Source organism: Agrobacterium sp. DKPNP3, from assembly GCF_052686535.1.
This window is the reverse complement of record NZ_JBQYSN010000026.1, coordinates 1-24338: the sequence shown is the minus strand read 5'-3', so window position 1 is coordinate 24338 and position 24338 is coordinate 1. Positions and strand designations below refer to the sequence as shown.

At 58.4% G+C, this 24338-nt stretch carries 19 protein-coding genes and 5 pseudogenes; 15 read left to right on the top strand and 9 right to left on the bottom strand.

The window, feature by feature from the left end; translation table 11 throughout:
• The first annotated feature begins 117 nt into the window (after window positions 1-117).
• The 7 genes from ACUTJJ_RS09825 (at window position 118) to ACUTJJ_RS09795 (ending at window position 8913) form a co-directional block, all read left to right on the top strand.
• Window positions 118-2307 (top strand): TonB-dependent receptor, encoded by a 2190-nt coding sequence (locus ACUTJJ_RS09825; RefSeq protein WP_445542014.1) that lies wholly within the window; start codon window positions 118-120, stop codon window positions 2305-2307.
• On the top strand, window positions 2307-3497 hold the full coding sequence (locus ACUTJJ_RS09820; protein WP_445542013.1) for an MFS transporter: 1191 nt from the start codon (window positions 2307-2309) through the stop codon (window positions 3495-3497). Before ACUTJJ_RS09825 ends, ACUTJJ_RS09820 begins: the two co-directional genes overlap by 1 nt.
• The gene (locus tag ACUTJJ_RS09815; protein WP_063947493.1) at window positions 3494-4162 is read left to right on the top strand and encodes a class I SAM-dependent methyltransferase; all 669 of its coding nucleotides are present in this window, start codon (window positions 3494-3496) and stop codon (window positions 4160-4162) included. Before ACUTJJ_RS09820 ends, ACUTJJ_RS09815 begins: the two co-directional genes overlap by 4 nt.
• Before the next feature lie 34 nt (window positions 4163-4196).
• Window positions 4197-4733, top strand: coding sequence for a TetR family transcriptional regulator (locus ACUTJJ_RS09810; RefSeq protein WP_063947495.1), 537 nt, complete (start codon window positions 4197-4199; stop codon window positions 4731-4733).
• A 612-nt stretch (window positions 4734-5345) separates the two neighbouring features.
• Window positions 5346-6491, top strand: a complete 1146-nt coding sequence (locus tag ACUTJJ_RS09805) for a DSD1 family PLP-dependent enzyme (protein ID WP_209090396.1) — start codon at window positions 5346-5348, stop codon at window positions 6489-6491.
• An 11-nt stretch (window positions 6492-6502) separates the two neighbouring features.
• Window positions 6503-7459: an ornithine cyclodeaminase family protein gene (locus tag ACUTJJ_RS09800; protein WP_063947499.1), complete on the top strand. Its 957-nt coding sequence runs from the start codon at window positions 6503-6505 to the stop codon at window positions 7457-7459.
• Complete coding sequence (locus ACUTJJ_RS09795) at window positions 7456-8913, top strand: aldehyde dehydrogenase family protein (protein WP_063947501.1); 1458 nt, start codon at window positions 7456-7458, stop codon at window positions 8911-8913. Before ACUTJJ_RS09800 ends, ACUTJJ_RS09795 begins: the two co-directional genes overlap by 4 nt.
• A gap of 79 nt (window positions 8914-8992) precedes the next feature.
• On the opposite strand, the gene ACUTJJ_RS09790 is transcribed toward ACUTJJ_RS09795, so the two are convergent.
• The 4 genes from ACUTJJ_RS09790 to ACUTJJ_RS09775 all read right to left on the bottom strand — a co-directional run bounded on the left by ACUTJJ_RS09790 (window position 8993) and on the right by ACUTJJ_RS09775 (window position 12884).
• Window positions 8993-10477: an NAD(P)/FAD-dependent oxidoreductase gene (locus ACUTJJ_RS09790; RefSeq protein WP_209090397.1), complete on the bottom strand. Its 1485-nt coding sequence runs from the start codon at window positions 10475-10477 to the stop codon at window positions 8993-8995.
• Window positions 10474-10782, bottom strand: a complete 309-nt coding sequence (locus ACUTJJ_RS09785; protein WP_063947505.1) for a (2Fe-2S)-binding protein — start codon at window positions 10780-10782, stop codon at window positions 10474-10476. The genes ACUTJJ_RS09790 and ACUTJJ_RS09785 overlap by 4 nt, the downstream gene beginning before the upstream one ends.
• Window positions 10763-11878, bottom strand: coding sequence for an NAD(P)/FAD-dependent oxidoreductase (locus ACUTJJ_RS09780; protein WP_063947507.1), 1116 nt, complete (start codon window positions 11876-11878; stop codon window positions 10763-10765). The genes ACUTJJ_RS09785 and ACUTJJ_RS09780 overlap by 20 nt, the downstream gene beginning before the upstream one ends.
• A 118-nt stretch (window positions 11879-11996) precedes the next feature.
• Complete coding sequence (locus tag ACUTJJ_RS09775) at window positions 11997-12884, bottom strand: LysR family transcriptional regulator (RefSeq protein ID WP_273545425.1); 888 nt, start codon at window positions 12882-12884, stop codon at window positions 11997-11999.
• A 356-nt stretch (window positions 12885-13240) separates the two neighbouring features.
• Here ACUTJJ_RS09775 and ACUTJJ_RS09770 point away from each other — a divergent pair, with 356 nt between their 5' ends.
• On the top strand, window positions 13241-14755 hold the full coding sequence (locus ACUTJJ_RS09770; RefSeq protein WP_209090399.1) for an ABC transporter substrate-binding protein: 1515 nt from the start codon (window positions 13241-13243) through the stop codon (window positions 14753-14755).
• A gap of 95 nt (window positions 14756-14850) precedes the next feature.
• Here ACUTJJ_RS09770 and ACUTJJ_RS09765 read toward each other — a convergent pair whose 3' ends face one another.
• Window positions 14851-15819: a LysR family transcriptional regulator gene (locus tag ACUTJJ_RS09765; RefSeq protein ID WP_063947654.1), complete on the bottom strand. Its 969-nt coding sequence runs from the start codon at window positions 15817-15819 to the stop codon at window positions 14851-14853.
• Between the two features lie 306 nt (window positions 15820-16125).
• Between ACUTJJ_RS09765 and ACUTJJ_RS09760 the strand changes: the two genes are divergently transcribed.
• A complete protein-coding gene (locus tag ACUTJJ_RS09760) occupies window positions 16126-17454 on the top strand; it encodes an NAD(P)/FAD-dependent oxidoreductase (protein ID WP_445542012.1) in 1329 nt (442 codons plus the stop codon).
• A gap of 112 nt (window positions 17455-17566) precedes the next feature.
• On the opposite strand, the gene ACUTJJ_RS09755 is transcribed toward ACUTJJ_RS09760, so the two are convergent.
• Together ACUTJJ_RS09755 and ACUTJJ_RS09750 are read right to left on the bottom strand one after the other, a co-directional pair.
• Entirely contained in the window at window positions 17567-18565 is a 999-nt protein-coding gene (locus tag ACUTJJ_RS09755; RefSeq protein ID WP_445542011.1) for a 4-hydroxyproline epimerase, read from the bottom strand.
• Window positions 18566-18574: 9 nt separating this feature from the next.
• A pseudogene (locus tag ACUTJJ_RS09750) lies at window positions 18575-18928 on the bottom strand (ABC transporter permease subunit); the annotation flags it as partial.
• Between ACUTJJ_RS09750 and ACUTJJ_RS09745 the strand changes: the two are divergent.
• The 6 genes and pseudogenes from ACUTJJ_RS09745 to ACUTJJ_RS09720 form a co-directional block, all read left to right on the top strand.
• Window positions 18925-20259: pseudogene (locus tag ACUTJJ_RS09745) on the top strand ((Fe-S)-binding protein); the annotation flags it as partial. The pseudogenes ACUTJJ_RS09750 and ACUTJJ_RS09745 overlap by 4 nt on opposite strands.
• A 28-nt stretch (window positions 20260-20287) precedes the next feature.
• Window positions 20288-20851 (top strand): annotated as a pseudogene (locus ACUTJJ_RS09740) (DDE-type integrase/transposase/recombinase); the annotation flags it as partial.
• A gap of 130 nt (window positions 20852-20981) precedes the next feature.
• Window positions 20982-21170, top strand: a pseudogene (locus ACUTJJ_RS09735) (transposase); the annotation flags it as partial.
• 216 nt (window positions 21171-21386) lie between these two features.
• Window positions 21387-21833, top strand: a complete 447-nt coding sequence (locus tag ACUTJJ_RS09730; protein WP_445542010.1) for a hypothetical protein — start codon at window positions 21387-21389, stop codon at window positions 21831-21833.
• Window positions 21830-22465, top strand: a complete 636-nt coding sequence (locus tag ACUTJJ_RS09725; protein WP_445542009.1) for an OmpA family protein — start codon at window positions 21830-21832, stop codon at window positions 22463-22465. Before ACUTJJ_RS09730 ends, ACUTJJ_RS09725 begins: the two co-directional genes overlap by 4 nt.
• A 1-nt stretch (window position 22466) precedes the next feature.
• A complete protein-coding gene (locus ACUTJJ_RS09720) occupies window positions 22467-22697 on the top strand; it encodes a hypothetical protein (RefSeq protein WP_209090404.1) in 231 nt (76 codons plus the stop codon).
• Between the two features lie 152 nt (window positions 22698-22849).
• On the opposite strand, the gene ACUTJJ_RS09715 is transcribed toward ACUTJJ_RS09720, so the two are convergent.
• Together ACUTJJ_RS09715 and ACUTJJ_RS09710 are read right to left on the bottom strand one after the other, a co-directional pair.
• On the bottom strand, window positions 22850-23383 hold the full coding sequence (locus tag ACUTJJ_RS09715; RefSeq protein ID WP_445542008.1) for a lipocalin family protein: 534 nt from the start codon (window positions 23381-23383) through the stop codon (window positions 22850-22852).
• Between the two features lie 454 nt (window positions 23384-23837).
• Window positions 23838-24338 (bottom strand): annotated as a pseudogene (locus ACUTJJ_RS09710) (alpha/beta hydrolase family protein); the annotation flags it as partial.

Sequence of the window (24338 nt, the reverse complement as noted above, 5' to 3'; positions counted from 1 at the left end):
CAAGGAGTGCCTTTTCGATGGCGAGGCATAAAGTGGAATCTTGATCTCACCTATTGCCAATATCAACGAACTTGATTATGCGATTTGACTGGTAACCAACCAATTTTGGAGAAAAATGTGCATAGTCGGGACGAACATCAATCTCGCAGCCGAGCGCAGTGGATCATCCTGGGAGCGGCACTCCAATGCATCGCCTTCGTTAGCCAGGCAGATAGGGCAAACGCTCAGCCTGTGCCGGAAACAGGCACAACTCTTCTGGAACCTATTACTGTCACCGCGCGCAACATCGAAGAAGAGGCCAAGGACGTGCCATTCTCCGTGTCACCCCGGCGGGGCGAAGCGCTGCGCGAGCAGGATGTCGGCGACACGCAGGCGCTGGCGCGCGGCGTTCCGGGTTTCAACCATGCTGATACCGGTCTGCCCTTCTCTAATCTCGTCAACATTCGCGGGATTGGCTCATCATCGGCGTTGATCTCGCCCTCAGTGAATTACTACATCGACGGCGTTCCCGTGCCTGCTCGCATGTTCGACATGCCTTTCGGCTACGTCGAGCGGATCGAGGTTTTGCGCGGACCACAAGGCACTCATTTCGGGCTGAACTCCCAGGCTGGCGCCGTCAACATCGTCACCGCCGACCCCGCGGACACCTTCGGCGGCAATGCCGGCGTCCTTTACGGATCGAACGGTCGTAAGGAAATCGACGCTACCGTCGAAGGCCCGATCAACGACATGATCTCGGGACGGCTCTCCGGGCGGCTGAGGGATTTCGACGGAGATCTCGCCAATATCCTCTGGTCCGCGCCAGGCATCGTGTCGTCTTCGCAAGACGTCCTGCGCGCCCGAACCTATGGTTCACTTTCCAGTAAGCTTCTCTTCAATTTCGATGATCTGGGAACACTCACGCTTAATGGAACCTTGAGCCGCGACCGGCAAAACCCAAGCACCGGGGTCTGGCTTGATGATCCGGGTTTTCCGCGCAACGCGTTCAACCCGCTTCCCGAACTGGAAGGTCAGACGGCGACCTTCTCGGCCAAATATGAGCGTGACCTGGAAGAGGCGCATTTTACCGTTCTCTCAGGGTACTCGTATTATGATACGCAACTGGACGCCGACATCGTCGACGGTTTTCTGGGAAGCGCCCAAACGGGTGCTCCGGGCTTCATGCTGCAGACGCCGGGCCTGAACGTGCGCCGTATCGATGAACGCAGCAGGCAGTTCAACCAAGAATTCCGGCTGGACGGGGAAACGGATGGCGGCACCCGCTGGGTCGCCGGAGTGAGCGGCCTTTACTCGTATTTCGATTCCACCACGGACATCACCAGCCTTGCCATCGACAATGGCACCTATCAGAGTCAGATCGACACAACCAATCTCGCCGCCTTCGGCGAAGTAACCGTACCCATTACCGAGCGCATGAACTGGATCGGCGGTCTGCGCCTGACCTATGAGCAGAAGACATTTGACGGAGTTTTTCTCGGCCGTAAAGGCGCCCTTGCCCGTTTCGCCGAAGGCGGCAGAGAGGATTACCTCTTCCCGACCGGCCGCACCGGGCTGACCTACGCAGTAATGGACGAAGTCACCGCTTTCGCAACCATCGCGCGCGGGGAGAAGACCGGGGGATATCTGTTCTACAACCAGTTCGCGTCGCTCGGTTTGCCGCTCAGCCCCTTCGACAGTGCCGAAACATGGTCCTATGAAGCGGGCCTCAAGGCTGGCGATCTCGGCGGTTGGCTCGATCTATCAACCTCCGTCTTCTATAACGACACGAAGAACGAACAGCTCTTCACCTTCAACCCCGTGTTCGGCCGCTTCTCCGTGGAGAACGCCGACACGCGCAGTTATGGCGCGGAACTGGAAGCCATAGTCCGGCCCACAGAGGCTGTCAGTCTCGGCGGAAGTGTTTCTCTGCTCAATGCCGAGATAACCGGCGGCAACGCCCTCATCAGGGGCAACGATGTGCCCTATGCTCCCACCTTCACAACCATGCTGCACGCGGAGTATCGCCGTGCGCTGAGCCTGGGCGCGCAGTCTGGAGAGGTGTATCTGCGCAGTGAATGGAGCTACACGGGCAGCCGCGCGATCGACCCCGCCAACAGCCGGGCGCTTGACAGCTACGACATCGCCAATCTGCGCGCCGGCTGGCAGGGCGAGCATTGGCAGATCTCGGCCGCCGTCGAAAACATCTTCGACGAGAAATACGTGACCTCCGCCTTTCAGGCCGGCACAAATACCACTGGCTCGCCTGTTTTCGCAGGCATCGCGGGCGAAGGGCGTACCCTTTCGCTCAGCGCGCGGGTGAAGTTTTGATGAGAACGAAGAAAAGTTTCCGTCTGGAGGTGCTGCCTTTGCTTGCCGCGCTCGCCGCCAATGCCGCGGCGCAAGCCTTTCTGCTCGTCCTCCTACCGTCACTGGGACGGGATCTCGGCTTCGATGCACTCGAAACTGGTTTGCTGCTCAGCAGCGCCGCGCTCTTTCTCGTCCTCTTCGCCCCAGCCTGGGGAAAGATCAGTGAAAGAGCCGGCCGGAAACCCGTTCTGCTGATCGGTCTCGCCGGTGCGGCGCTCGGCCCGCTCCTTATAGCGATCGTTATCTCGTTCAGAATAGACGAAGCGCTTGACCGCATCCCCGCGCTTATCCTTCTGTTTGCTGCGCGGGCAGCCCAGTCGATGCTATCGGCCGGCCTGCTACCCGCGGCGCAGGCGTGGATGGCCGACCGAACTGCGCCCGAAAACCGCGCTGAAGGCATGGGCCTGCTCGGCGCTTCCTACGGTATCGGTGGCATTCTCGGCGCGGGCCTCGCGTTCGTTGTCGGCGGAACTCATCCGCTCGTGGCGCTCGTCAGTTTGGCAACGCTTGTTCTCTTCGGGTTCGGCCTTGTTTTCGCGAAGGTTACCGACCGAACCACGTCGGCGATGGCGCAGTCACTGTCGTATCCGCACCTTGATATGCGGCGTATCGCTCCTGGCCTTGCCATCACCTTGATCGGCGTTTGCGTCTACGCAATCATGCAGCACGTCACGGCGCTGAGACTTGAGGACAGCATGGACCTGTCGCGGCCAGATGCGATCTCGAGTGGCGGCGCAGCCCTTATGGGTGCGGCCATCGTCATGGCGCTGACCCAGACCTTCGGCATTGGCAAGTTGAGGCGGCCGCCGCATCATCTGATCCGGATCGGGGCTGCAGCCGGCGTTCTGTCGTTGGCAGGCGTAACGTTGGCAACCACCCCGGCCGCGCTATTCGCGTCGCTGCTCGTCCTGGGCGGCGCACTTGGCATTCTTCTTCCGGGCAATCTAGCCCTCATCAGCATCAAGGCAGGTATGAATGCGCAAGGTCGTGCAGCGGGCGTCAACGCCGTCGCGCAGGGACTCGCCATGGCGGCTGGCCCGGTAGCGGGCGCAGCACTTCATCGATTGTCGCCGCTGGCGCCGGGTGCAGCGTCTGTCATCCTTATGCTTGCCGCACTCATCATCGGCCTCGGAGTAAGGGAGAAATCATGACCGTCTTTCCCGACCACGCTGCTGTCGACTACGACGAACGCATCGAAAACCTCGTTCCAGGCTACGCGCTGGCACTTGCTCTTTTCGGCTGCACGCTCTTCGGACGCATCGATCCGCAAGGTACGATCCTTGTGCCCGGTTGCGGCACCGGCTCTGAAATCCTGGCGCTGGCAAGCGTTTTTCCGCAGGCCTGCTTTACGGCTGTCGAACCTTCTGCCGCCATGCTGGCGAAGGCACGCCGGCGTCTGCAACACGCCGGCATCGACCACCGTACCGAATTCATCCATGGCTTCCTTAAGGATGCGCCTCAAGTCAGGCATGACGCAGCCACGGCCTCTCTGGTGCTGCATTTCCTGCCGGATGATGGTGCAAAGGCGTCCTTTCTTGGCGGAATAGCACGACGTCTCATCCCCGGTGCCCCACTTCTTCTTCTCGATCCCTCGCCCGAGGCTGACGACCGCGTACTGCGCCGCTGGCTGGAGGGCCGCGGACATGCCTCAGAGGGTGTGGATGCCATCTGCCAGCGGATGGACAAGGAATGGCATCGCATTCCTCGCAAGAGGCTGGCCGACCTACTTGCCCATACCGGCTTCACGTGTGGCGAAACGTTTTTTCAGGCGGCCAGCTATACCGGTGTCGTTGCAGAACGACGACGCGACGACTAGAACAACGGCTGAACCGCCGGGCCGGAGAGACATTGTGGACGCTTCTCACAAAGACAAAAGAGAACTCATTCTCAACACGTCGCTCGACATCATCGAGAGCGACGGGATGAAGGCCCTCACTCAGCCGAGAATCGCAAAGATCGCCGGGTTGAGACAGTCGCATCTCACCTATTATTTCCCGCGAAAGGCTGATCTCTACGTCGCTCTTCTGGAAGCTTCACACGCGCGGGCCGCGGAGCGCAACGGCGGCACTGAGCCTACTCTGGGCGCCATGCTGTCCTCACTGTTCTTCGCGCCGGAGCGGATGCGCTTCTTCCTATCAATCGTGCTGGAGGTTGATGAGGAGAGTGACCTGAAGCGTGCTGTCGCCGCCCATGCAGCCGGCCTCTGTCGCGAAGTGGCAGCCCGGCTCGGAATGCCTCCAGACGACGCACGCGTCGGGGCCTTCATCGACGAGTTGCGCGGCGCGGGCATCCGCTTCTTGCTTGGGCATGGCGTAAGCGAGCCGCCGGCGGCCGTGATCCCGGATGTTGCTCGCCGCCACGGCCTTGATCCGCTGGCCTTCGATTAGGCCTTGCCAGACGCGTATGGCTTTTTCCGATGACGACGCGGCGGACCGTGGGCAGAATCACTTGCCCGTGCGAGCCTTGAACCCGGCTGGACCGCCGAACTTTTCCCAAAGTACCAACGCAGACGCCAACGCTCAGACTGTAGAATGGGTAAAAGAACGCAGATCAAGAACACATCGTTTTCGCTTGGCCTAGCCATGTCGCTCGACTTCGCGATCCCGGTCTACCTGCTGACCGAACCACGGCCGAAGAAACACGGATTTTAACGTGCCAGCAAAGAGGACCGTGCTGCCTGTGACCTTAAACTGCATGCTTGCGCTAACATGCTTTGGCCATAGCCGCGGAACTTCATGCTGGGTGACCTCTGAAGCGAAGCCATCGTTGAGTGTGAACTGAGGTGGGCTTCGAAGACGTTGCTTTGAGAGGCATCTTACGCCCCTTGCAGCTTGGCCTGTGCTTCGAGACAAAAATCCTGATTTCCGAGCGAAGCCTGCGACCTGCTCTCGCTTGAGATGCGAATGATAAGATCTGCCTTAATGCAACATGTAAATTCGTTAAATAGATAGTGAATGGTGGATCGGGTACGTTGCCTTCACTTGGAAGGATCGAAGACCATGAGCAAAACCGACCCCATTAGCTCGATTCCCACCCCGGCCCTTATTCTGGACGAAGCCCGTATGTTGCGGAACGTCGCCCGCTTAGGACGCCATCTTGACAGTCTCGATGTCCCGATACGGCCCCACCTCAAAACGGTAAAATCCATCGATGCCGCCCGGCGCATTCTGCCGGGGGGAAACGGTCCCGCAACTGTTTCGACCTTGAAAGAAGCAGAGATCTTCGCGGCTGCAGGCGTCAGCGATATTCTCTACGCCGTGGGTATTGTGGCCCAGAAGATGGATCGGGTGCTAGCGATCCGCGCCGGTGGTTGCGACCTGTCCGTGGTGCTGGATACGCCCGAACAGGCACGGGACGTCGTTAAAGCATGCCAACAGGCCAACGATGTCATCCCAGTGCTGATCGAAATCGATGCGGATGGGCATCGCTCTGGCCTAAGGCCCGATGATCCGGCATTGATCACCACCGGCCGCATCCTGCACGAAGGTGGTGCGGAGTTACGCGGGGTCGTCACCCACGCAGGCGAAAGCTATGGCGCGGTGGGTGCCGAGGCATTAGCGGCCTTCGCCGAGGTTGAACGACTGGCTGCCGTCACCGCAGCGGAGGCATTGCGAGCTGCGGGGCTGCCGTGCCGAACGGTGAGTGTTGGGTCAACGCCGACAGCCCATTTCGCGCGTGACCTGACGGGCGTTACGGAAGTCCGGGCCGGTGTCTATGCCTTCTTCGATCTCGTCATGGCTGGCATCGGGGTGTGCACATTGGACGACATTGCACTTTCTGTGCTGACCACCGTGATAGGACATCAGAAGGAGCGCGGCTGGATCATCGTGGATGCCGGCTGGATGGCGCTATCGCGTGACCGGGGCACTGCGAGCCAAGTGGTGGATCAGGGATATGGTGTCGTTTGCGATATTCAGGGGCGCGTGCTCGACGACCTCATCGTCAAGGCGGCGAACCAGGAGCACGGCATCGTGGGTTTAAGGCCTGGCAGTTTTGCTCGTTTGCCCGATCTTGCGCTTGGGAGCCAGCTTCGCATTTTACCCAATCATGCCTGCGCCACCGGTGCACAATTCTCGGGCTATGAAGTGTTGCCGGTCGACAGTGCCGCACCGCTTGCCCATTGGCCGCGCTTCAGCGGATGGTGAGGGAGAAAACCATGCTGCTAGTCTCCGAAATGGAATCCGCAAATCTCGTCACACATGATTTGGCTTTTGATGCCGCAAAAGAAGCCCTTATCGCCGCCTGTGAGGAAGGCACCGTGACTTTTCCGGTTGTTCTCGGCCACGGGTCTTCGCCCCAGAACCGATTTTCGGTCAAGGCATCGGCAACCTCCGAATTGGCCGGGTTGAAAGTCGGCTCTTACTGGCCCGGCAACAGAGACAATGGTCTTGCGCGGCACAATTCGCTCATCCTGTTGTTCGACCAGAACACCGGACGGATCGAGGTGGCGATGGAGGCAGGCACAGTGAACGCTTACCGCACCGCGGCCGCCGATGCTGTTGCTGCCGATTTGCTGGCGCGGCCGAATGCAGAAACACTTGCGATCTTCGGCGCGGGCCATCAAGCGCGCTATGAATGCAGGGCATTGGCACGAGTACGATCGCTCCGTCGTGTCATAATCGCTGCACGAAACAACGAACAAGCTGAAGATATGCGAACCACGTTGCGTCAAGAGGGCCTGAACGCCGAGATCGCCTCTCCTCAAAAGGCCTGTGAGGCAGCAGATATTATTGTCACCGCGACCCCGTCTCGGACACCGCTGTTCGAGGCAGATTGGGTCCGTCCGGGAACACATATCTCCAGCATGGGATCGGATGCCCGCGGCAAACAGGAGTTGCCGCCCGCGCTGCTCGCGCGTAGCGCCATGTTCTGCGATCTGCCGGAACAGGCTCGGAGCGTTGGTGAGTTTCAGCATGCCGCTCCAGGTCTGGACATCACGGCGCTGGGTGATGTCCTCCTCGGCCGACGCCCAGGGCGCGCTTCGGCAGATGCGATCACCATTTTCGACAGTTCCGGCTTGTCGTTGCAGGACCTCTACATCGCGCGTCACCTGCTCGCAAAACGGGGCGGAGACACGCATGCCTCCCGGTCTCCAGAAAGGAATACGCCGTGAACTCACCTCTAGCCCACCTGAAACAATCCGGACGGCTGCACGAGTTCTACATCGACGGGAGATGGATCGATCCCCGTGGCCGAGACAGGGCATCCATCGTCAATCCCGCGACAGAACGTGAGTTCGCCGACATCCCACTTGGTAACGAGGAGGACGTCGAACACGCAGTGTCAGCGGCGAGACGTGCCTTTCCGGGTTGGGCGCGGACCAGCCCGGCAGACCGGGCGACGCTTCTGGACAACCTCTACGTCCTGATCCATCAGCGATTAGACTTGATAGCGCATGCGTTGACGATGGAGATGGGCGCCGCGATCAATTACGCGCGAAACACGCAGGTGCCGCTTGCCGCTGAACATATCCGCGTGGCCCGCGAAAATGCGAGAACCTACCCGTTTACATCTCAGCGGGGAAGCACGGCGATTGCCCGCGAACCTATCGGGGTCTGTGGCCTGATCACGCCTTGGAACTGGCCGTTGTACCAGATAACAGCCAAGGTCGGCCCGGCCTTGGCAGCGGGATGCACGGTGGTTCTGAAGCCAAGTGAACTGTCTCCGTTGAGTGCCCTGCTGTTTGCGGAAATGATTGAGGATTCGGGTTTCCCGCCTGGCGTCTTTAATCTGGTCAACGGCACTGGCCCCGTCGTTGGCGCCAGTCTGTCGGCACATCGCGACGTCGACATGATTTCCATCACGGGATCGACGCGGGCGGGAGTTCTCGTTGCGCAGGCGGCTGCGCCGACAGTCAAACGGGTGGCGCAGGAACTCGGTGGGAAATCGCCGAACATCATCCTCCCGGACGCCGAGATGCCTCGTGCTGTCGCACTTGGAGTTGCTGCAGCCTTCAGGAACCTGGGACAGTCATGCAGCGCGCCCACACGCATGATCGTGCCGAGGTCACAGCAGGAGCATATCGAAAAACTAGCATCAACGGCAGCTCTTGAAGTTGTTGTTGGCGACCCGATGTCGGAACGGAGCACACATGGTCCCGTCGCCAATCGTCCCCAGTTTGATCGAGTTCAGCACATGATATCCGTCGGCATTGCAGAAGGTGCCAAACTGGTGGCAGGAGGGACTGGGCGGCCCGATGGGTTAGAAGTCGGCTATTATGTCCGACCCACGATTTTTTCGGATGTGAATCCTGAAATGGAGATAGCCCAACAGGAAATTTTCGGGCCGGTCCTGTCCATCATTCCTTACGACACGATTGATGAGGCGATCGAAATTGCGAACAACACCGTTTATGGCCTCGGAGCCCATGTACAAGGATCGGATCCCGATACCGTGCGAACTGTGGCGGCCCAAATCCGATCCGGGCAGGTGCACCTCAACTATCCGGCATGGGATCCCAACGCGCCGTTCGGCGGGTACAAACAATCCGGGAACGGTCGGGAGTATGGCATAGAAGGCATGGAAGATTATCTGGAGATCAAGTCGATCCTGGGTTTTTATCCGTAGAGGCTCTCAGTCATTTACTGAGAGATGGGGATCGCATACAGGAACGCCGGGTGCGCGCAGTTGAACTCAGCAATGGCGCTCACCCCTGCTTTTCCACGAACCCCGTCACTGCCATCACCGCGGCGTCCGTCTTCGGCAGCGCCGCCAGTTCCTTCAGAGCTACAGGCTTAACAGGAGCCCGCAGCCTGTAGTAACCCACATCGGCCGGAGAAATTCCGTGCTCCTCGGCAAGGATTTCCGTAACAGTCAAACCACAGAGACGGCCCTGACAGGGTCCCATTCCGCAGCGCAGGAACGCCTTCATCTGATTGGGGCCTACCACGCCCAAAGATGCAGCGTCACGGATACCGCCGGCCGTGACTTCTTCGCACCGACACACGATTGTGTCAGAATGCACAGGAATGCGAAAAGCTTTGGCGGGCCTGAAAAGCGTGTCGATGAACGCACGGCCGCGAAGTGCATTCTTAAGCCTTGCTCTTACAGGCACTGCAAGTGCATCACGCTGTGCCTCTGTGAGGCGGCCCATGCGCGTAGCGACCGACAGCCCCGCTATTTCACCCTGTGACGCCGAGGCCACGGCACCAACAATCCCGCCTGCATCCCCGGCAATGAAAACTCCCGGAATCGATGTCATGCGCCATTCGTCAATATCCGGGGTAAACGTCGCCGGCGTTTCATCCCAGCCATAATTGCAGCCTGTCGCCAGCGACAGATTGAGATTGGGAACAACGCCTTGGTGCAACAGGAGAAGATCAACCGCAAGGCGTTCCGTCCCTCCTGGATGAGTGATCACCACCTCATCCAGACGGTCGCGTCCCCGCGCCGCGAGTGTATGCGCGCCATGAATGACACGAACATGTCGATGAACCTTTGAGAAAAGCCTCAAGCCCTTCATGCCATAGGGTGATCTCGCGAAATCGATGACATATGAAAGGGCACGTCTGCGATTGCCTGCCGGCGTGGTATCGATCAACGTGGCAATGGGTGCCCCTGCATCGATCAACTGGGAAGCAAGAAGATAAAGAAGCGGACCCGTTCCGGCGAGGATGGTCCGTCCGTTTGGCACAAGCCCTGAGGTTTTGAGCGCGATCTGAGCCGCGCCCGCTGTCATAACGCCAGGCAGCGTCCAGCCCGGAATCGGAAACGGACGTTCAAGAGCCCCGGTCGCCAGAATAACATTTTGGACCATGATGAGGCGAGCGGCGCCATCAAGCGATATGCCAACCTCCAGACCATTTCCTTCTCTTGCACCGGCCCCGAGCGGGAGCACGCTCCAGACTGCTGTCCGCGGGGCATAGGAGGAGGAAGACCCGAGGAAACGGGCGACTAGTTTTGCGCCTGCAGCATAATCCCGACCGAGACGGGCCTTCTGTGCCGAACTTGCTTCCGTGACGCCGCGGTAAATCTGACCGCCAGGGCTGGCATTTTCATCGCATAGCAGCACTTTGAGACCGAGTTCAGAGGCGGTAATGGCTGCGCTCAATCCCGCCGGTCCAGCGCCGACGATCAGGAGATCATAGACCTCCTCAAAACTTCCAACACGGGTCAAATGGCACACGCTCATGTATCTTTCCTTTCCGGATACACAGCTTTTCCCCGTTGCGTTTCGACACGCATGCCTTCCTCAACCGTGACCAGGCAGGCCTGTCGGTTGCTTCTGCCATTGATACTCACCAGGCATTCGAAGCAAACGCCCATCATGCAGTACGGTCCGCGCTCTACTCCCGAAACGGGCGTGGTCCGAAAGTGCGCGATGTCGGATGCGACGAGAGCTGCAGCGAGGCTGTCGCCACGCAGCGCGGTCAGCGGTCGTCCATCGAAGGTGAAGGCGACAGCTTCGCCTTCCTGATCAGGCAGTCGCCGAAACATCGAAGCGCTCCGAGGAAAAAAGGGAGAGTGCGGAGGGAAATGCGCCAAGCGCAATGTGGCCCGCGATGGTATAGGCGTGTCCGGCGGCGAGTGTTACGCCGGAATGACATGACACCGCAAAGGCGCCGGGATATCGGCTCGACTGTTCATAGATCGGGAAACCGTCTGATGTGATAACCCTGAATGCTGCCCATACTCTCACGACATCAAGTTCGCCGAGTATGGGAAACATCCTCGTCGCTCTTTCCGCCAGCACGGCGCTGATGGCAGTGCGGGGCTGTAAATGATCCATGGTCGCTTCCTTGCTTTCGCCGATGATCACACCGCCTTCATCGGTTTGGCGGATATTGGCGACCGGATAGTGGAGAAACGGAATGGTTTTCTCTGTCACGATGATCTGGCCGCGGCTTGGTACAAGCGGGACGCTAAGGGCGACCATGGGCGCCAGGCGGGTGTTGCCAAGGCCGGCAGCAAGAACGACGCGCCCTGCGCTTATTGATCCCCAGGGACCGACGACCGTGAATGCATTTTTCTCGCAGATGATCCGATCAACGTGACAATTGGGCAGATACGTCCCACCGAGATTGCGAAAAGCTGTGTGCAGGGCACGATAAAGGCGAAGTGGATTGGTATGGCCATCCAGAGAGCAATAGCTTGACCCCACCACATCGCCCCCAATGCCGGGCAGTTGAGCCTCTGTTTGTCGATGATCCAGTATCTCGTAGGGATAGAGCTCGATACCCGGCTGTTCCTGTAGCATCGTCATTGCATTGACCCGACGCTGCAATTCGGTTTGCGACAGGCAAAGGTAAAAGCCTCCTGGCCGGGTAAAGCCCGGATCCACGCCCGTTTCGCGCTTCAATTCGTCAGAGAGTTCCGGCCATAGTAGAGCCGAGGCTTGGGTCCAGTTTGAATATTCCGGCTTGCCGATGCCTTTGCCGTGAACCCAGACATGGCCGAAGTTTGCCCGTGCTGCGCGAAAGGCAATATCGCCCTCATCCAGAACCGTGACACGCAAGCCCTTCCTGGCCAGACCCCACGCGATACACGCCCCTACAAGACCGCCCCCAACGACTAAGACATCCGGCTCACGCATTTTCTGATCCAGGCTACGACAAGGCTTGGAAGCTCCCACTCCAGAGTCATAACGTCAACGCTCGAATCAACATGCATTTATGACAAGGTATTATATTTCTCCGGTCCAAATTCGGGGCTTAGGAGCCCCATCGACGGGCATGTGCTAAAAACTCCGCATGGAAGGCGCTGGCGAGGGCGGACATCGGACGTTGTCGTGAACGGACCGAGATGAAGCCGGCCTCAATGCGGGGTGTAAACGTCTTCGCAACAAGGCCACGGCCGAGAAACTCCTCTGCAGCATAAGGACTGACAACGCTGAGCCCGACCCCCTCGCTGACCAGCAGACAGGCGATCTGGGATAGCGACGCCTCGACGACAATTCGATGCGGGACATTGGCGAGAGCGGCATCAACCCATGACCGATAAAGAGTGTGCATGCCCGTGCCGACGATGGGCTCGCCGGCAAGATCGACTGCGTCAACCACGGTCCGGCTGGCCAGCCGGTGGTGCGCTGGCATAATCACGACCGCCCCGACCTTCATGATTTCGATATCAAAACCGGGCTGATCAAACGGACCCTCTGCATAGCCGAGATCGGCCTGTCCGGAAGTTACTGCTTCAAGCACAAGATGTGACGGCGGACCTGCAAGCGAAATGTGAAGGTTTGGCCTGTCGCGCATGAAGCCGGCCACGAAACGCGGCAGAGCGCCGCTCATCAGCACGGGCATGGCGGCTATACGTAGAGTGCCGGCCAAATTCGCTTTTATGGCCCGGGCCATATCCGAAATGCGCGCTAGACCGACAAATGACCGCTTGACCTCTTCAAACAGGGTGATGGCATCTGGCGTCGGGACGGACTGATATCCTTTTCTTTCAAAGAGACGCAACGCTAACTGGACTTCAAAATCCCGGATCAGGCGGCTTATGGCCGGCTGCGTGATGCCGAGCATCTCGGCTGCAGCGGTCATGCTGCCCGTTAGCATGACGGCGCGAAACGCCTCGACCTGTCGTGATTGTATAGCCATTCCAGATTTTCCCGGTCCGTCGCTCGGTCACGGCAGCAACTCTTCAACCCGTCGCGCACGCGCACACGCCTCATGATGCCATCATTAAGTACCTTAATTGAAAAGCTCCAGCCAAACCGAAGCGCAATCATCCAGATCAGGCTTAATGCAAGGTGCAACCCTGCTAAATAGCGACTTAATGACGGACGAGATAGTTTGAAGTCTCTCGATTACTCATCGAGACATTATTGCCAGACGCAATCCATTTTCTGCCCTGCCGCAGGGACATTCCGGATCAGAGATCTGCAAGTGCAGCTCCGGCCATTTTCGTACGCACGCGTGAATTCACCAGCATAATGAAAAAAGGGAACGAAATAATGAGAACTCGAAACAAGTACATCAATATCTTGGCCATCGCCCTTTTTGGAGCGACAACATTGGGCGGAACCGCGAACAGCGCCGATCCCAATACAATCCGTATCGTCGATTACTGGAATGTCCGAACGGACTGGCTGATGTCCTCCGACGATTCCAATCTTGGCACGCGCGCAGGTTGCTTTGAGGGGCTGACCAGTACAGACTATGAAAACAAGTTGCAGCCATCGCTTTCGACATCCTGGGCGCAGACGACCCCCACATCCTGGGATTTTACGTTGCGAGCGAACGTGAAATTTCAGGACGGCCAGCCGCTCAATGCTGCGAACGTGGCCAACGCTCTCAACAATCTCTTGACCGCCTCCGTTCCCGCTCGCGCGTTTTCGCCCAAGCAGATCAAATCGGTAGAACCGGTCAGTGACAATGTCGTTCGCGTGACAACGCACGAACCGTCAGTGATGGTTCCCTTGCAAATGGCAAGCGCGGCGACATCGATCCTTTCGCCGGCCGGTTACAAAGACGGCAAAGTAAATCCGATGGGAACTTGCACCGGTCCCTTTATCATCACCGAGGTCGATCCGAGGCAGGGAATGGTCGTCAAGCGCAACGATGACTACTGGGGCGGAAAACCCAAACTCGATGGTGCAGAAATCAAGTTCATCCCCGATGCAAACAGTCGCGCACTACAAATCAGAACCGGTGAGGCAGACCTTATCCGTCTTGTCCCACCGCTTGTTGTCGGCAGCCTGAAGGATACGCCCGGCATCAAGATCGAAGCGTTGAACGCACCGCGCATTACCATGATGTTGATGAACAACAAGAGGGCTCCCTTCGACAACCTCAAGGTCCGTCAGGCAATCCAGGCAGCCATCGATACGGCGGGCATCGCTGACGCCATTTACGAAGGTGCTGTGAAACCCGCCATCGGACCGTTCGTGCCAAGCGACCCCTGGGCGTTGAAAGAAACCAGTCTTCCTTACGACCTGGAAAAAGCCAAGGCGCTTTTTGAAGAGGCCGGCGTCAAACCTGAGACACTCAAGCTCGAACTCATCGCCTACACCAGCCGTACCGAGTTCAAGGATGTCGCGGCAGTCATTCAGGAGCAACTGGGCGCTCTTGGAATTCAGATCAGAATAAAGGCCGCCGAATATAACGCGGTCGAGCGCGATGTACTTTCCGGCAATTACGATATGATGCTCCTGTCCCGCGGTTACCTTGTCGATGCAGCGGAACCGGCGAGTTACCTGAACGCAGACTACAGCTGTGACGGCAGCTACAACATGTCTCACTATTGCTCGCCTGCGACGGATGCCAAATTGAAAGAAATGTACAAATTGGCAGATCCATCTGCGCGTGCGGCGCTCTACCGCGAGGTCGCACAGACCATTCAAGACGAGGCCGTAACGGTTTTCCTTGTCAACGAGACCGCCTACGATGCCTACAATCCGAAGATTAAAAACTATAGAACCCACCCGCTGAACTACTACACGCTCACCCCCACCCTGTCGGTTGATTGATTGGCCGCATAATTTGCGCCGACGCCTTTGAAATCAGGTCAATCACTGTCAGACACCGCGCGGTACTTCCGCCGCGCGGTGTCTGACGTTTCGCCTCAGCGCATTGACGCGTCGGGTCGTTTTTCTTCACTTGGCAAGTTGGCGGGCGCGCCGTTATGCGAAGTCCGCCAGGGCACAGGTTGAAACTGCTGCTTCAAAATTTCCAGGAACCGGGCCGTGCGCGCGACCCGCCCGTCACGGCTATCGAGCAGGGCGACGACATCGGCATCGGGCAACTGCCAGTCCGTCAGGAGCGGAACGAGACGGCCGGCGCGCAAATCTTCGGCGACGTCCCATTCTGAACGGATGATGATTCCAAGCCCGGCCAGACCCCAGTGCTTGATAACCGCGCCGTCATTACTGCTCATCGCCGGCTGAATACGCAGGGTCAGGGGCGGTTGGTCTCGATGGCTGAAGCGCCACAAGGTGACGTCGGCGTGGTCCTCCCGAATGACGGCGCATGCATGGTTGCTCAATGCTTCAGGCCGCTCGGGCACTCCATTACGTTCGAGATAGGATGGCGCGGCACAAAGGATACGGCGGTTCGGGGCAAGTCGATGAACGATAAGGCTGGAGTCCGTTAGAGGGCCCACATGAATTAGCACATTCCAGGCATCGCTGCGCAGGCTTACCGGATCTTCGAACAGCGACAGGGTGAGCTTTACCTCAGGATGCTGCTGCCGTAGCGCCGCCATCGCGGGTGCAATATAGAGCCTGCCAAACCCGAAGGGCGCGGCCACCCGCAAATTCCCCGTTACAACCTGTCGGCGCTCCAGCAGCTCCTCCGTCATCATCTCTATGTTAGTCAGGATTTCAACGCCGCGTCGCGCAAGGAGTTGACCTTCTGCGGTGAGGTGCAGCCGGCGACTGGTGCGCTCCAGCAGCCGAACGCCCAGCCGCTGTTCGAGTTGTTGTAATCGCTGCGTTACCGCAGACGGCGTCACGTCAAGCGCCCTGGCCGCTGCTGCCAGTGACGGTGCGGTACTGACGATGCAAAAAAATTCGAGGTCGGTTGATGTAATCATGAAGTAGCAACTTAACGCAATATACAAAGCCGTTAAATAGCATCTGAACACCAATCCGGCTAGTGTAGGAAGATGAAAGCCGTAACCGACGCTCAAATCCCTGCCCTGTTTCCTTCAGTATCTGGTGGCTGCAATCCGGCCTCACACCTTTGTTGAACTACTTTCGCCTGTCCTGTCGGAACGGAGTGTCAGGGGACGCTGCGACAGCGAGACGGAGAATGAAATGGCGCCACTGCCACCGAGACCCGTGCCGAGGCTAGAGACCTCAATGTCGCCTGACCTGAGAATGAGTTGGAGAATTCAACCATGAGCCCCATCGTCCATCGGATCCAGAGTGACGAAAAGCTTCCCGAAAAGGTCGATATCGTCGTGATTGGCGGCGGTATTGTCGGGAGTGCAGCCGCCTACTTCCTGTCCAAACGGAACTACAGGATTGCGCTGGTCGAAAAAGGCTGGATCGGTGGTGAACAGTCCGGCCGCAACTGGGGCTGGTGCAGACAACAGAACCGCGACGCTCGTGAGCTTCCGCTTGCGATGAAAGGGATGCAGCTTTGGGACCGTCTTGGTGAAGAGATTGGCGAGGATCTGGGCTTTCGGCGCAACGGGCTGATCTATGCGTCAACCCGATCTGCCGACGTTGAGCAATGGGAGCGATGGAGGAACGTGGCGCGCCAGTTCGACTTCGAAACCCATATGCTTACAGCGAAACAGGCAAAAGAAATGACCCCCGGCAGTACCAGGGATTGGATTGGCGGCGTTTATTCGCCGACCGATGGCAAAGCGGAGCCCTCCCGCGCCGCCCCGATCCTGGCACACGGCGCTCGCAAGAACGGCGCGGTTATCCTTCAAGACTGCGCCGCACGTGGCCTTGATATCAGCGGCGGGAGGGTATCGGGGGTTATTACGGAAAAAGGTCTGATCCGCGCCGACATGGTCCTGTGTGCCGGTGGCGCCTGGGCTTCAATGTTCTGCCGGCGGCACGGCATAGACCTGCCCCAGGCTGGCGTCCGCCAGACGACGCTTCGAACCAAACCCACCGCGGACGTCGTCGAGGGCGGCTTTTACAACCCCGAAGTCACCCTGACACGCCGCTTGGATGGAAGTTACACCATGGCGCTCAGCGGACGCGGAACGGTTGAAATCACGCCGCAGGGCCTCCGCTATGCAACGCAGTTTGTTCCCATGTTCCGAAAACATATGAAAGCCCTTCGTGTTCGGCTGGGCCGTTCATTCTTTGAGGGCCCGGAAGCGCTGATGCGCTGGGGCTTTGATTCAATCTCCCCGTTCGAACGTGTACGCGTGTTGGACCCTGCCCCCAACAAAAAGATGGTCGGTTTGACCCTTGAAAAAGCAAAGTCGATTTATCCAGCTCTTGAGAATGTCGAAATCGCGCAGGCTTGGGGAGCCTGGATCGACACGATGCCAGATGCGATGCCCGTGATTTCTCAAGCGCCCTCCTTGCCTGGTTTCTTCATAGCGGCTGGTCTGAGTGGGCATGGTTTCGGTCTCGGGCCCGCGGCTGGCCACTTGGCGGCCGACATCATCACGGGCGATTTGCCGATCTCCGATCCCAATCCTTACCGATATTCGCGCTTTTTCGACGGATCGCGTATTCAGGCTCCCGGAGGGATATGACGTCGACGCCGTTAGGCTTTCGCTGACCCGAGTCTTTGACATCGTACGTTCTTATTCGAGGCAAAGTAGTACCCCATGGATGCGCGGCCACCGGCTATGACGAGACACGGCTTCACACGAGCTGAAATCCGTGAGCGAGTAGATCGCGATCATCAACGAGGATAGTGTTGTGACCGGTGACACGGGCCCAGCCGCCTATACTCGGAAGGATGCCTCGGAAAGGTCCCACATCGACCTCTGCTTCAACCCGGCCTTCAAAAATCGTCCCGATCAGGCTTTCGTGCCGGTAGGCGGCGCCCGCAGCGAGGCGGCCTTTTCCGTAGAGTTGAGCCATGCGCGCGGAGGTGCCGGTCCCTCCCGGCGAGCGGTCGATTGCCTTTTCCCCATAAAAGACGGCGCAGCGGCCATCGGAATGGTCGTTGACAGGATGGTCGCACCAGATGGCATGGTGGACGCCGCGAATTCCTGGATTGTCTGGGTGGACGGGATCACAGACCTTGCCGAGTGCCGACCTCAGGGCCCGACTGCAGGTGACGATGTCGGATGCGTTCATCTGGTCGAGACCGGCCCAGCCTTGTTGTGGCTCGATCACGGCATAGAAGTTTCGGCCAAAGGAGATGTCAACCTTGAGGCTCCCCATACCGGGGACGTCAACCACGACGTCGGCCTCGTGGAGATAGCTCGGAACGTTATGCAGTCGCACCGAATCCACGTAGCCGTTGCACTCCTGATAGGTAACATCGACGCGCCCGGCAGGCGTTTCAATCGCAACCCGGCCAGGGACGCGCGGCGTGATCAGCCCCTCCTCGACCGCCGATGTCACGACGCCGATCATCCCAGCGCCGCACATTGGCAGGCAGCCGCTGACCTCGATGAACAGGACGGCAAAATCGCAATCGTCACGGAACGCCGGATAGATGATGGCTCCGGACATGATGTCATGGCCACGCGGCTCGAACATCAATGCTCGGCGGACCCAATCATGGTCCCGCACGAAGATTTCCCGCCTTTCTTCGATCAGGAGATGGGGAAGAAGCGGGGCGCCGCTGGCGACAAGGCGAACAGGGTTGCCACAAGTATGTGCGTCAATACAGTAGAAGCTGTTTCTCATCTGCCTGTCCTAGTGGGCAACGCCAGTCAGCCGGCCATCGCGGTCGAGAAGGCGGCGGCTCAAACGGTCCAGCAGCACCGCGACGGCAACGATGGCGAGGCCGGCGCGGAGGCCGAGCCCCATCTCCATCCGCGTGAGACCGCGTGTCACTTCGGCACCGAGGCCGCCTGCTCCGACGAGACCGGCCAGAACGACCATGGCAAGCGACAAAAGGATGCACTGGTTGAGGCAGATGAGAAGCGTCTGCTCTGCCAGGGGGATCTCTATTTTCCACAAAATCGAGCGGGCATCGGCGCCGATTGCGCTTCCAAGTTCCCGAAACTCGTTCGGAACCTGGTTGAAGGCCAATGTCGTCAGCCTCAGCCTATTGTAACGGCAACGGCGCCTGTTTCGATTTCGACGAGACGTGCCCGATGTGCCCCTCCTACAAGGCAACGCGCGACCGGCGATATTCGCCGAAAGGCCGCGCCATGCTGATGCGGGAATGGCTGCGGCTGCTAGCCGACCGGCGTATTGATCCCCGTAAGGAAGCGGAACGTCTGCGGAGCGGCAACTCGTTTGCCCGTCTTCCAGCGCGCCTTTTTAACAGCCTCAATCCTAAAAACCGCATCGACTTCTCCCATGAGGTGCGCGAGGCGATGGACAGCTGCCTCGCCTGCAAGGCCTGCGCCGGACAATGTCCCGTGAAGGTGAGCGTCCCGGCGTTCCGGTCCAAGTTCCTTGAGCTCAACTATGGCCGCTACCTACGGCCGCTGAAGGACCCACTCGTCTCGGCGATCGAGACCACTCTGCCGTGGATGAGAAGGATAAGGCCGCTCTACAATCTCCTCGCCGGGACAGCACTAGGCAAGCGCCTGATGCGGGTTGCAGGCCTGACATCGCTTCCGCTGCTGCCTAAAACCTCGTTGCAGACGGCGGCAGGCCGTCTCGGCATCGCCACTGCGGATCCCCGGGCCCTTGCCAAGCTCTCCGTCGCGGAGCGGCAGGCCATCGTCGTCTTCGTGCCGGATGCCTTCACGGCGTCTTTCGAGCCTGACGTGGTGATCGCCGCGATCAAGCTGGCGCAGAAGATGGGGCTTTCGCCGCTGCTTGCCGCATCGCATGTCAACGGCAAGGCGTTGCATGTTCACGGCTATATCGGCCGGTTCGAGAAGGCTGCCCTCAGAACGACGAACTCTATCCAGCGGCTTACCGAGACCGGCGTGACCCTTGTCGGCATCGATCCGTCCATGACGCTTGCCTTTCGCAGCGAATACAAGGCTTTCTCCCGCTCTGCATTATCCGCACCGGTACTAATGCCGCAGGAATGGCTGGCCTCCAATCTTGAGCGGCTGGCGAAGATCGTCATGCTTCCCTCCGGCAAGCGGTTTCAGCTGCTGCCGCATTGCACGGAACGCAGCAACGCTCCGGCCTCGACAGCGCAATGGAAAACCGTCTTCGACGCTATCCAAATCAAGCTTGAAACCATCCAGGCCGGGTGCTGCGGCATGGCAGGAACTTTCGGCCACGAGACCCGCAACCGCGCCGTCTCGGAACAGCTCTATGCGATGAGCTGGGCCGGCCCGATCGCCGCCTCGTCGGATGACACTGTCGTCATGGCGACCGGATATTCTTGCCGCTCGCAAGCCGAGGCGATCGACGCGATCCGCCCGCCTCATCCACTTGAAGTTCTGAACGAGTTACTTGGTCAATGACGGCGACTTCATTTGGCAGAAGGACCAGCCGTTTAAGGCGACGCCGCTGGTGGATGAGATCAAGTCGATCATCGAAACATGCCAACCTACCTACGGATATCGCCGGGTCCACGCGCCCTGCACCGTAAAGCCAGCAGCGAAAAACGTCCATGGCCAAATGCGAAGCGCGTCTACCGGATGAGAAAGGTCCGCGGCATGCTTCTTCAGCGCCATACGGGCACAAGCGACATCCGTGGCCACGACGGCCGTGTCGCTGTCGGGCAATCCAATCTGCGTTGGTGTTCAAACGGGTTTGAAATCGGCTGCGAAAAAAAGGAGAAGGTGCGCGTTGCCTTTACCTCGACTGCTGTGACCGCGAGGCTATCGCCCATGTCGCGACCACCGAGGGCATCAAGAGGGAGGGCGGCCAAGACCTTGTCATTACGGCTGCGAGAACCGTTTCGGTCTCATTGATACCCTTCCAAAGCCAATGGATTGGCTGACGGACAACGGTTCCTGCTTCATCGCAAAGGACACCAGATCGCTGCTCATCGATATCGGCCTGGAGCCTTGCCCTAAGCCCTTCCCTGCAACACGCTTCACCGGTATTGCTCGCCTCGTGAGTTCTAAACCGTCGAACAGAAACCTGATCGTGTCCGTTTTTTACGGGGCGACTCCACCTCAACTGCCCCCCAATTTCGACCGGGCAAGTCGTTATAAGCAGAATGCTTGGGTATAGGCTGATGTCTAACGAGTATCGACACGTTAACTTGCTTATGGGCGATGTGCGCCGGAGGCGCTGCTCAACCGAGCAACAGCTGGCAATGATTGAGCAGCGTTTTGAACCAGACGAGACGGTACCGTCAACCGCTCGCCGGCAGGGCGTCGCAACCAATCTGTTTTATCGGTGGCGCAGGCTCTTGAGCGAGGGTTGAGTCAGTAGTGGCAAACAACGGGCCTCGCCGTCGTGGCGATAGCTTCAGAGATCGCTCCCGCGTATCGGCCGTTGGGCCAACGGTGTTCTCGAGCGCGCTTACTTTTTGCCACAAATATTTCGATAAAAGATTGAAATGCCTTTTCCAGCGACCTTTAATGGTCGCAGGCATCGCTCGCTTTGATATCTGTTAATACCTCGGAGGGGACTTTTGTTGAGAAAACTGGCTTTCGTTTCGGCGCTGATTGCTGCAGGGGCCGCCCACGCCGCAGATCAGACCTACACTGTGACAGGTGGACAGGTAAGCGTCCCTGTTGGTCTTACTGTGCAGGTCAAAACCGTCATTGTCAGCGACGTCTCAACGAAGGTGCGGTTACTTGCAAGTTTCGACAGTCATCAGACGCTCTCTGTCAACATGAACGACGGCGAAAACGCTTATCTTTCGTGGGGTGAAGGGGAGCAGGATCGGCTGCATATGCGTCAGATTACCGATAACAAGTGGATGCGCATTTCCAATGGAAAGACCATGGAAGGTGACCTTGTCTTTCCCGGCGTTATTCCTCCCGATGTGAAGAAGGTATCGCTCGTCTTCAATCCTGGCAAATCCGGTGATGATACGAGTGCACCTGGCGTTACGGTGCCCTTGGAACTCAGACAATGAGCCGGGCAATTATCCTGTCGATTCTACTCACAAGTCCGGCTGCCGCATCGCAATATTCCATCACAGCGACCAATTCCCCTTCAACTGAGCAGCTTTCGATTTTCCGCGAGGTTGACTTCGCGGCCTCTACCTTCAACGAGCGTGTCGAGCAAAGCGGTGCCTCCTTCTCGTCTGAGACATCATCCTTTGGCTTGAAGGACATGGACGACCCTACGCGAATGAAGACGGAGAACACGCTTGTCGAACTCGGTGCAAAGCAGGTGAATGGCCGCATTTTGGTGAGCCTGCCGAGCGATGTTTTGTTCGACTTTGACAAATCCAACATCCGACCAGACGCTGAAGCCACACTCTCCCAACTGTCGGAGGTGTTGATCACAATGCACGACAGTCGCGTCGAAATTACGGGTCACACGGATTCAGAAGGTAGCGATGAATACAACGACGAGCTTTCAATCCGTAGAGCAAATTCGGTCAAGACCTGGCTCGAAAAAAATGGCGTCACCTCGAAGATGACCACCGCGGGCAAGGGTGAGCGGTCCCCCGTCGCCCCCAACCAAACGGCGTCGGGCGCAGACGATCCTAATGGGCGGCAGAAAAACCGTCGTGTTGAATTCGTAATCGGAGGGAATTGATATGGCGCTTATTGTTTGTCCGGAATGCGAGGGCCGGGTATCAGACAAGGCGTTTGCCTGCCCTGCATGCGGTTATCCAGTGCGCAGTCAGAGTGGCAAAAGCGGGTGGCCTGGCGTTATCGGAGGTGTTGCTGGCACTTATATTTCAGCGCAAGCGCTCATCACGATCATCGTCGGCTGCTTTATGTTTTTATCTTTCGCCGCAATCATGATAGCGGCGATACTCAGTTGATCGAGCGAGATCCATGCTGACTGGGTGCTGTGACAGGCTGAACTGAACGTGAGATACCATCGGGCACTTCCGGATGTCACCGATTATGCCGAGCTGATTACTGGTTTCAGCAGGGAGTTTCTACGGCGAAGCGGTGAGCATTCATAATGCGTCTAATGCTGCGTCCACCGCAACATGTCGACATCGTACCCGAGCGCCTTGGCCCTCTCGACGAGCATGTTGCGGGTTTTTTTGGGGGGTTTGGGCGCCCGCGTCAAAATCCACAAGTATCGGCCGGAAGGTTCGCCAACTATCGACCAAGAATAATCCGCGGCGTGGTCAAGGATCCAGTAATCACCGTAGAACGGGCCGAAGAAAGACACCTTTAACTTGGCGTTGCCGCTGCCCGGCACAGTTTTTGCTCTGCCTTCGGATTCTTTGCGCTTACCCGTTATTCCGCCTTCCCGGCAGGTGTTAAGCACGCGGACCATACCGTCTTTGCGAAGTGAGTAGTCAGCAGCAACCACCTCGCAATCGCGCTCAAACTGGTTTTCATAGCGCGCCAACTCGAACCAGTGACCTAGATATCTGTCGATTTCGACCAATTTGACTGGCTGAGGTACAGACGGATTGCCCGAAGGCCCCACTAGGCTGCACGCAGCCAACACGGCGCCTGAGATCGTTATGATTGCGATATTGAGTTTCATGCCGTCAAAATACGTCGGGTGACCGAAAGTTCCGGCCGCTCGCTCGCTTTAAAAGGTGCGCCCATCCCCGGCTAGACGTAAAATCGTACTATTGGAGCCGATCAATAAACAGTGCCGCATCCGCCGAAGGTTCGCAAGGGGCATGCAAACGACTTTCACCGCCTTGAAGGGGTTTGAACATTCGACCTACTATTTGCTTTGCCCGCGTCTTAAAGATCTCTGTCTGCTGCGGCCAGCAAACTCCAATGCGAACCTTTATGGGCAGCAAATGTCATTGCGGATAGAGCGCGCAGGTCTGAAGTCTGCTGGACGAAGGACGAGAATTAGGCATGCCCCAAACAATAAGAAAGGTGTCGCGCATCATGCGGTTGCCGCAGACTGGATTGAGCGCCGACGCAAGGCGCTCAACGATTTATCGATCTCGTGGCTTCAATCGGGCAGATCTACCCAGCGGTCAGGGCTGCTTCTCCGTGATCGTCGCAAGCGGGGCGGCTTCCCTTTCAAGGGCCAGGCGCGCTCTCGGCCAAGCGCCTTCGTCCGCGCCGAGCGCACTGTGAAGCCAGGCGAGCGTCAGACGCCGTGTCGCCTCCAGCACGTCCGGTGCTTCGATCTCTGTTTCCTTCGCGTCGAGCGCTGCGATCCCACCAAGACCATGCCCGACTCCATGCATCATTACCATTGCAGAAGCACCCGGCGCGTCGTGGAACGCATCCGCGTGCCATTGCGGCCCGCGAGTTGTGAAGTGCGGATCGTCCATGTCACCGCAAACGACCAAGCTGCGTGTCGAAAGCGTCGAGAAGTCTACATCGAAGAACGGAAACCGCGCAGCACTCTCAGGCGTCATGTCCTTGCCGCCGCGGCCCGGCGTTGTCAGGAGAACGCCTGTCGAGATACGAGGATCGAAAAAATTCTCGCCGTTCACCTGCGCGCCGAGCAGGAGTCCTACGGTGTGGCC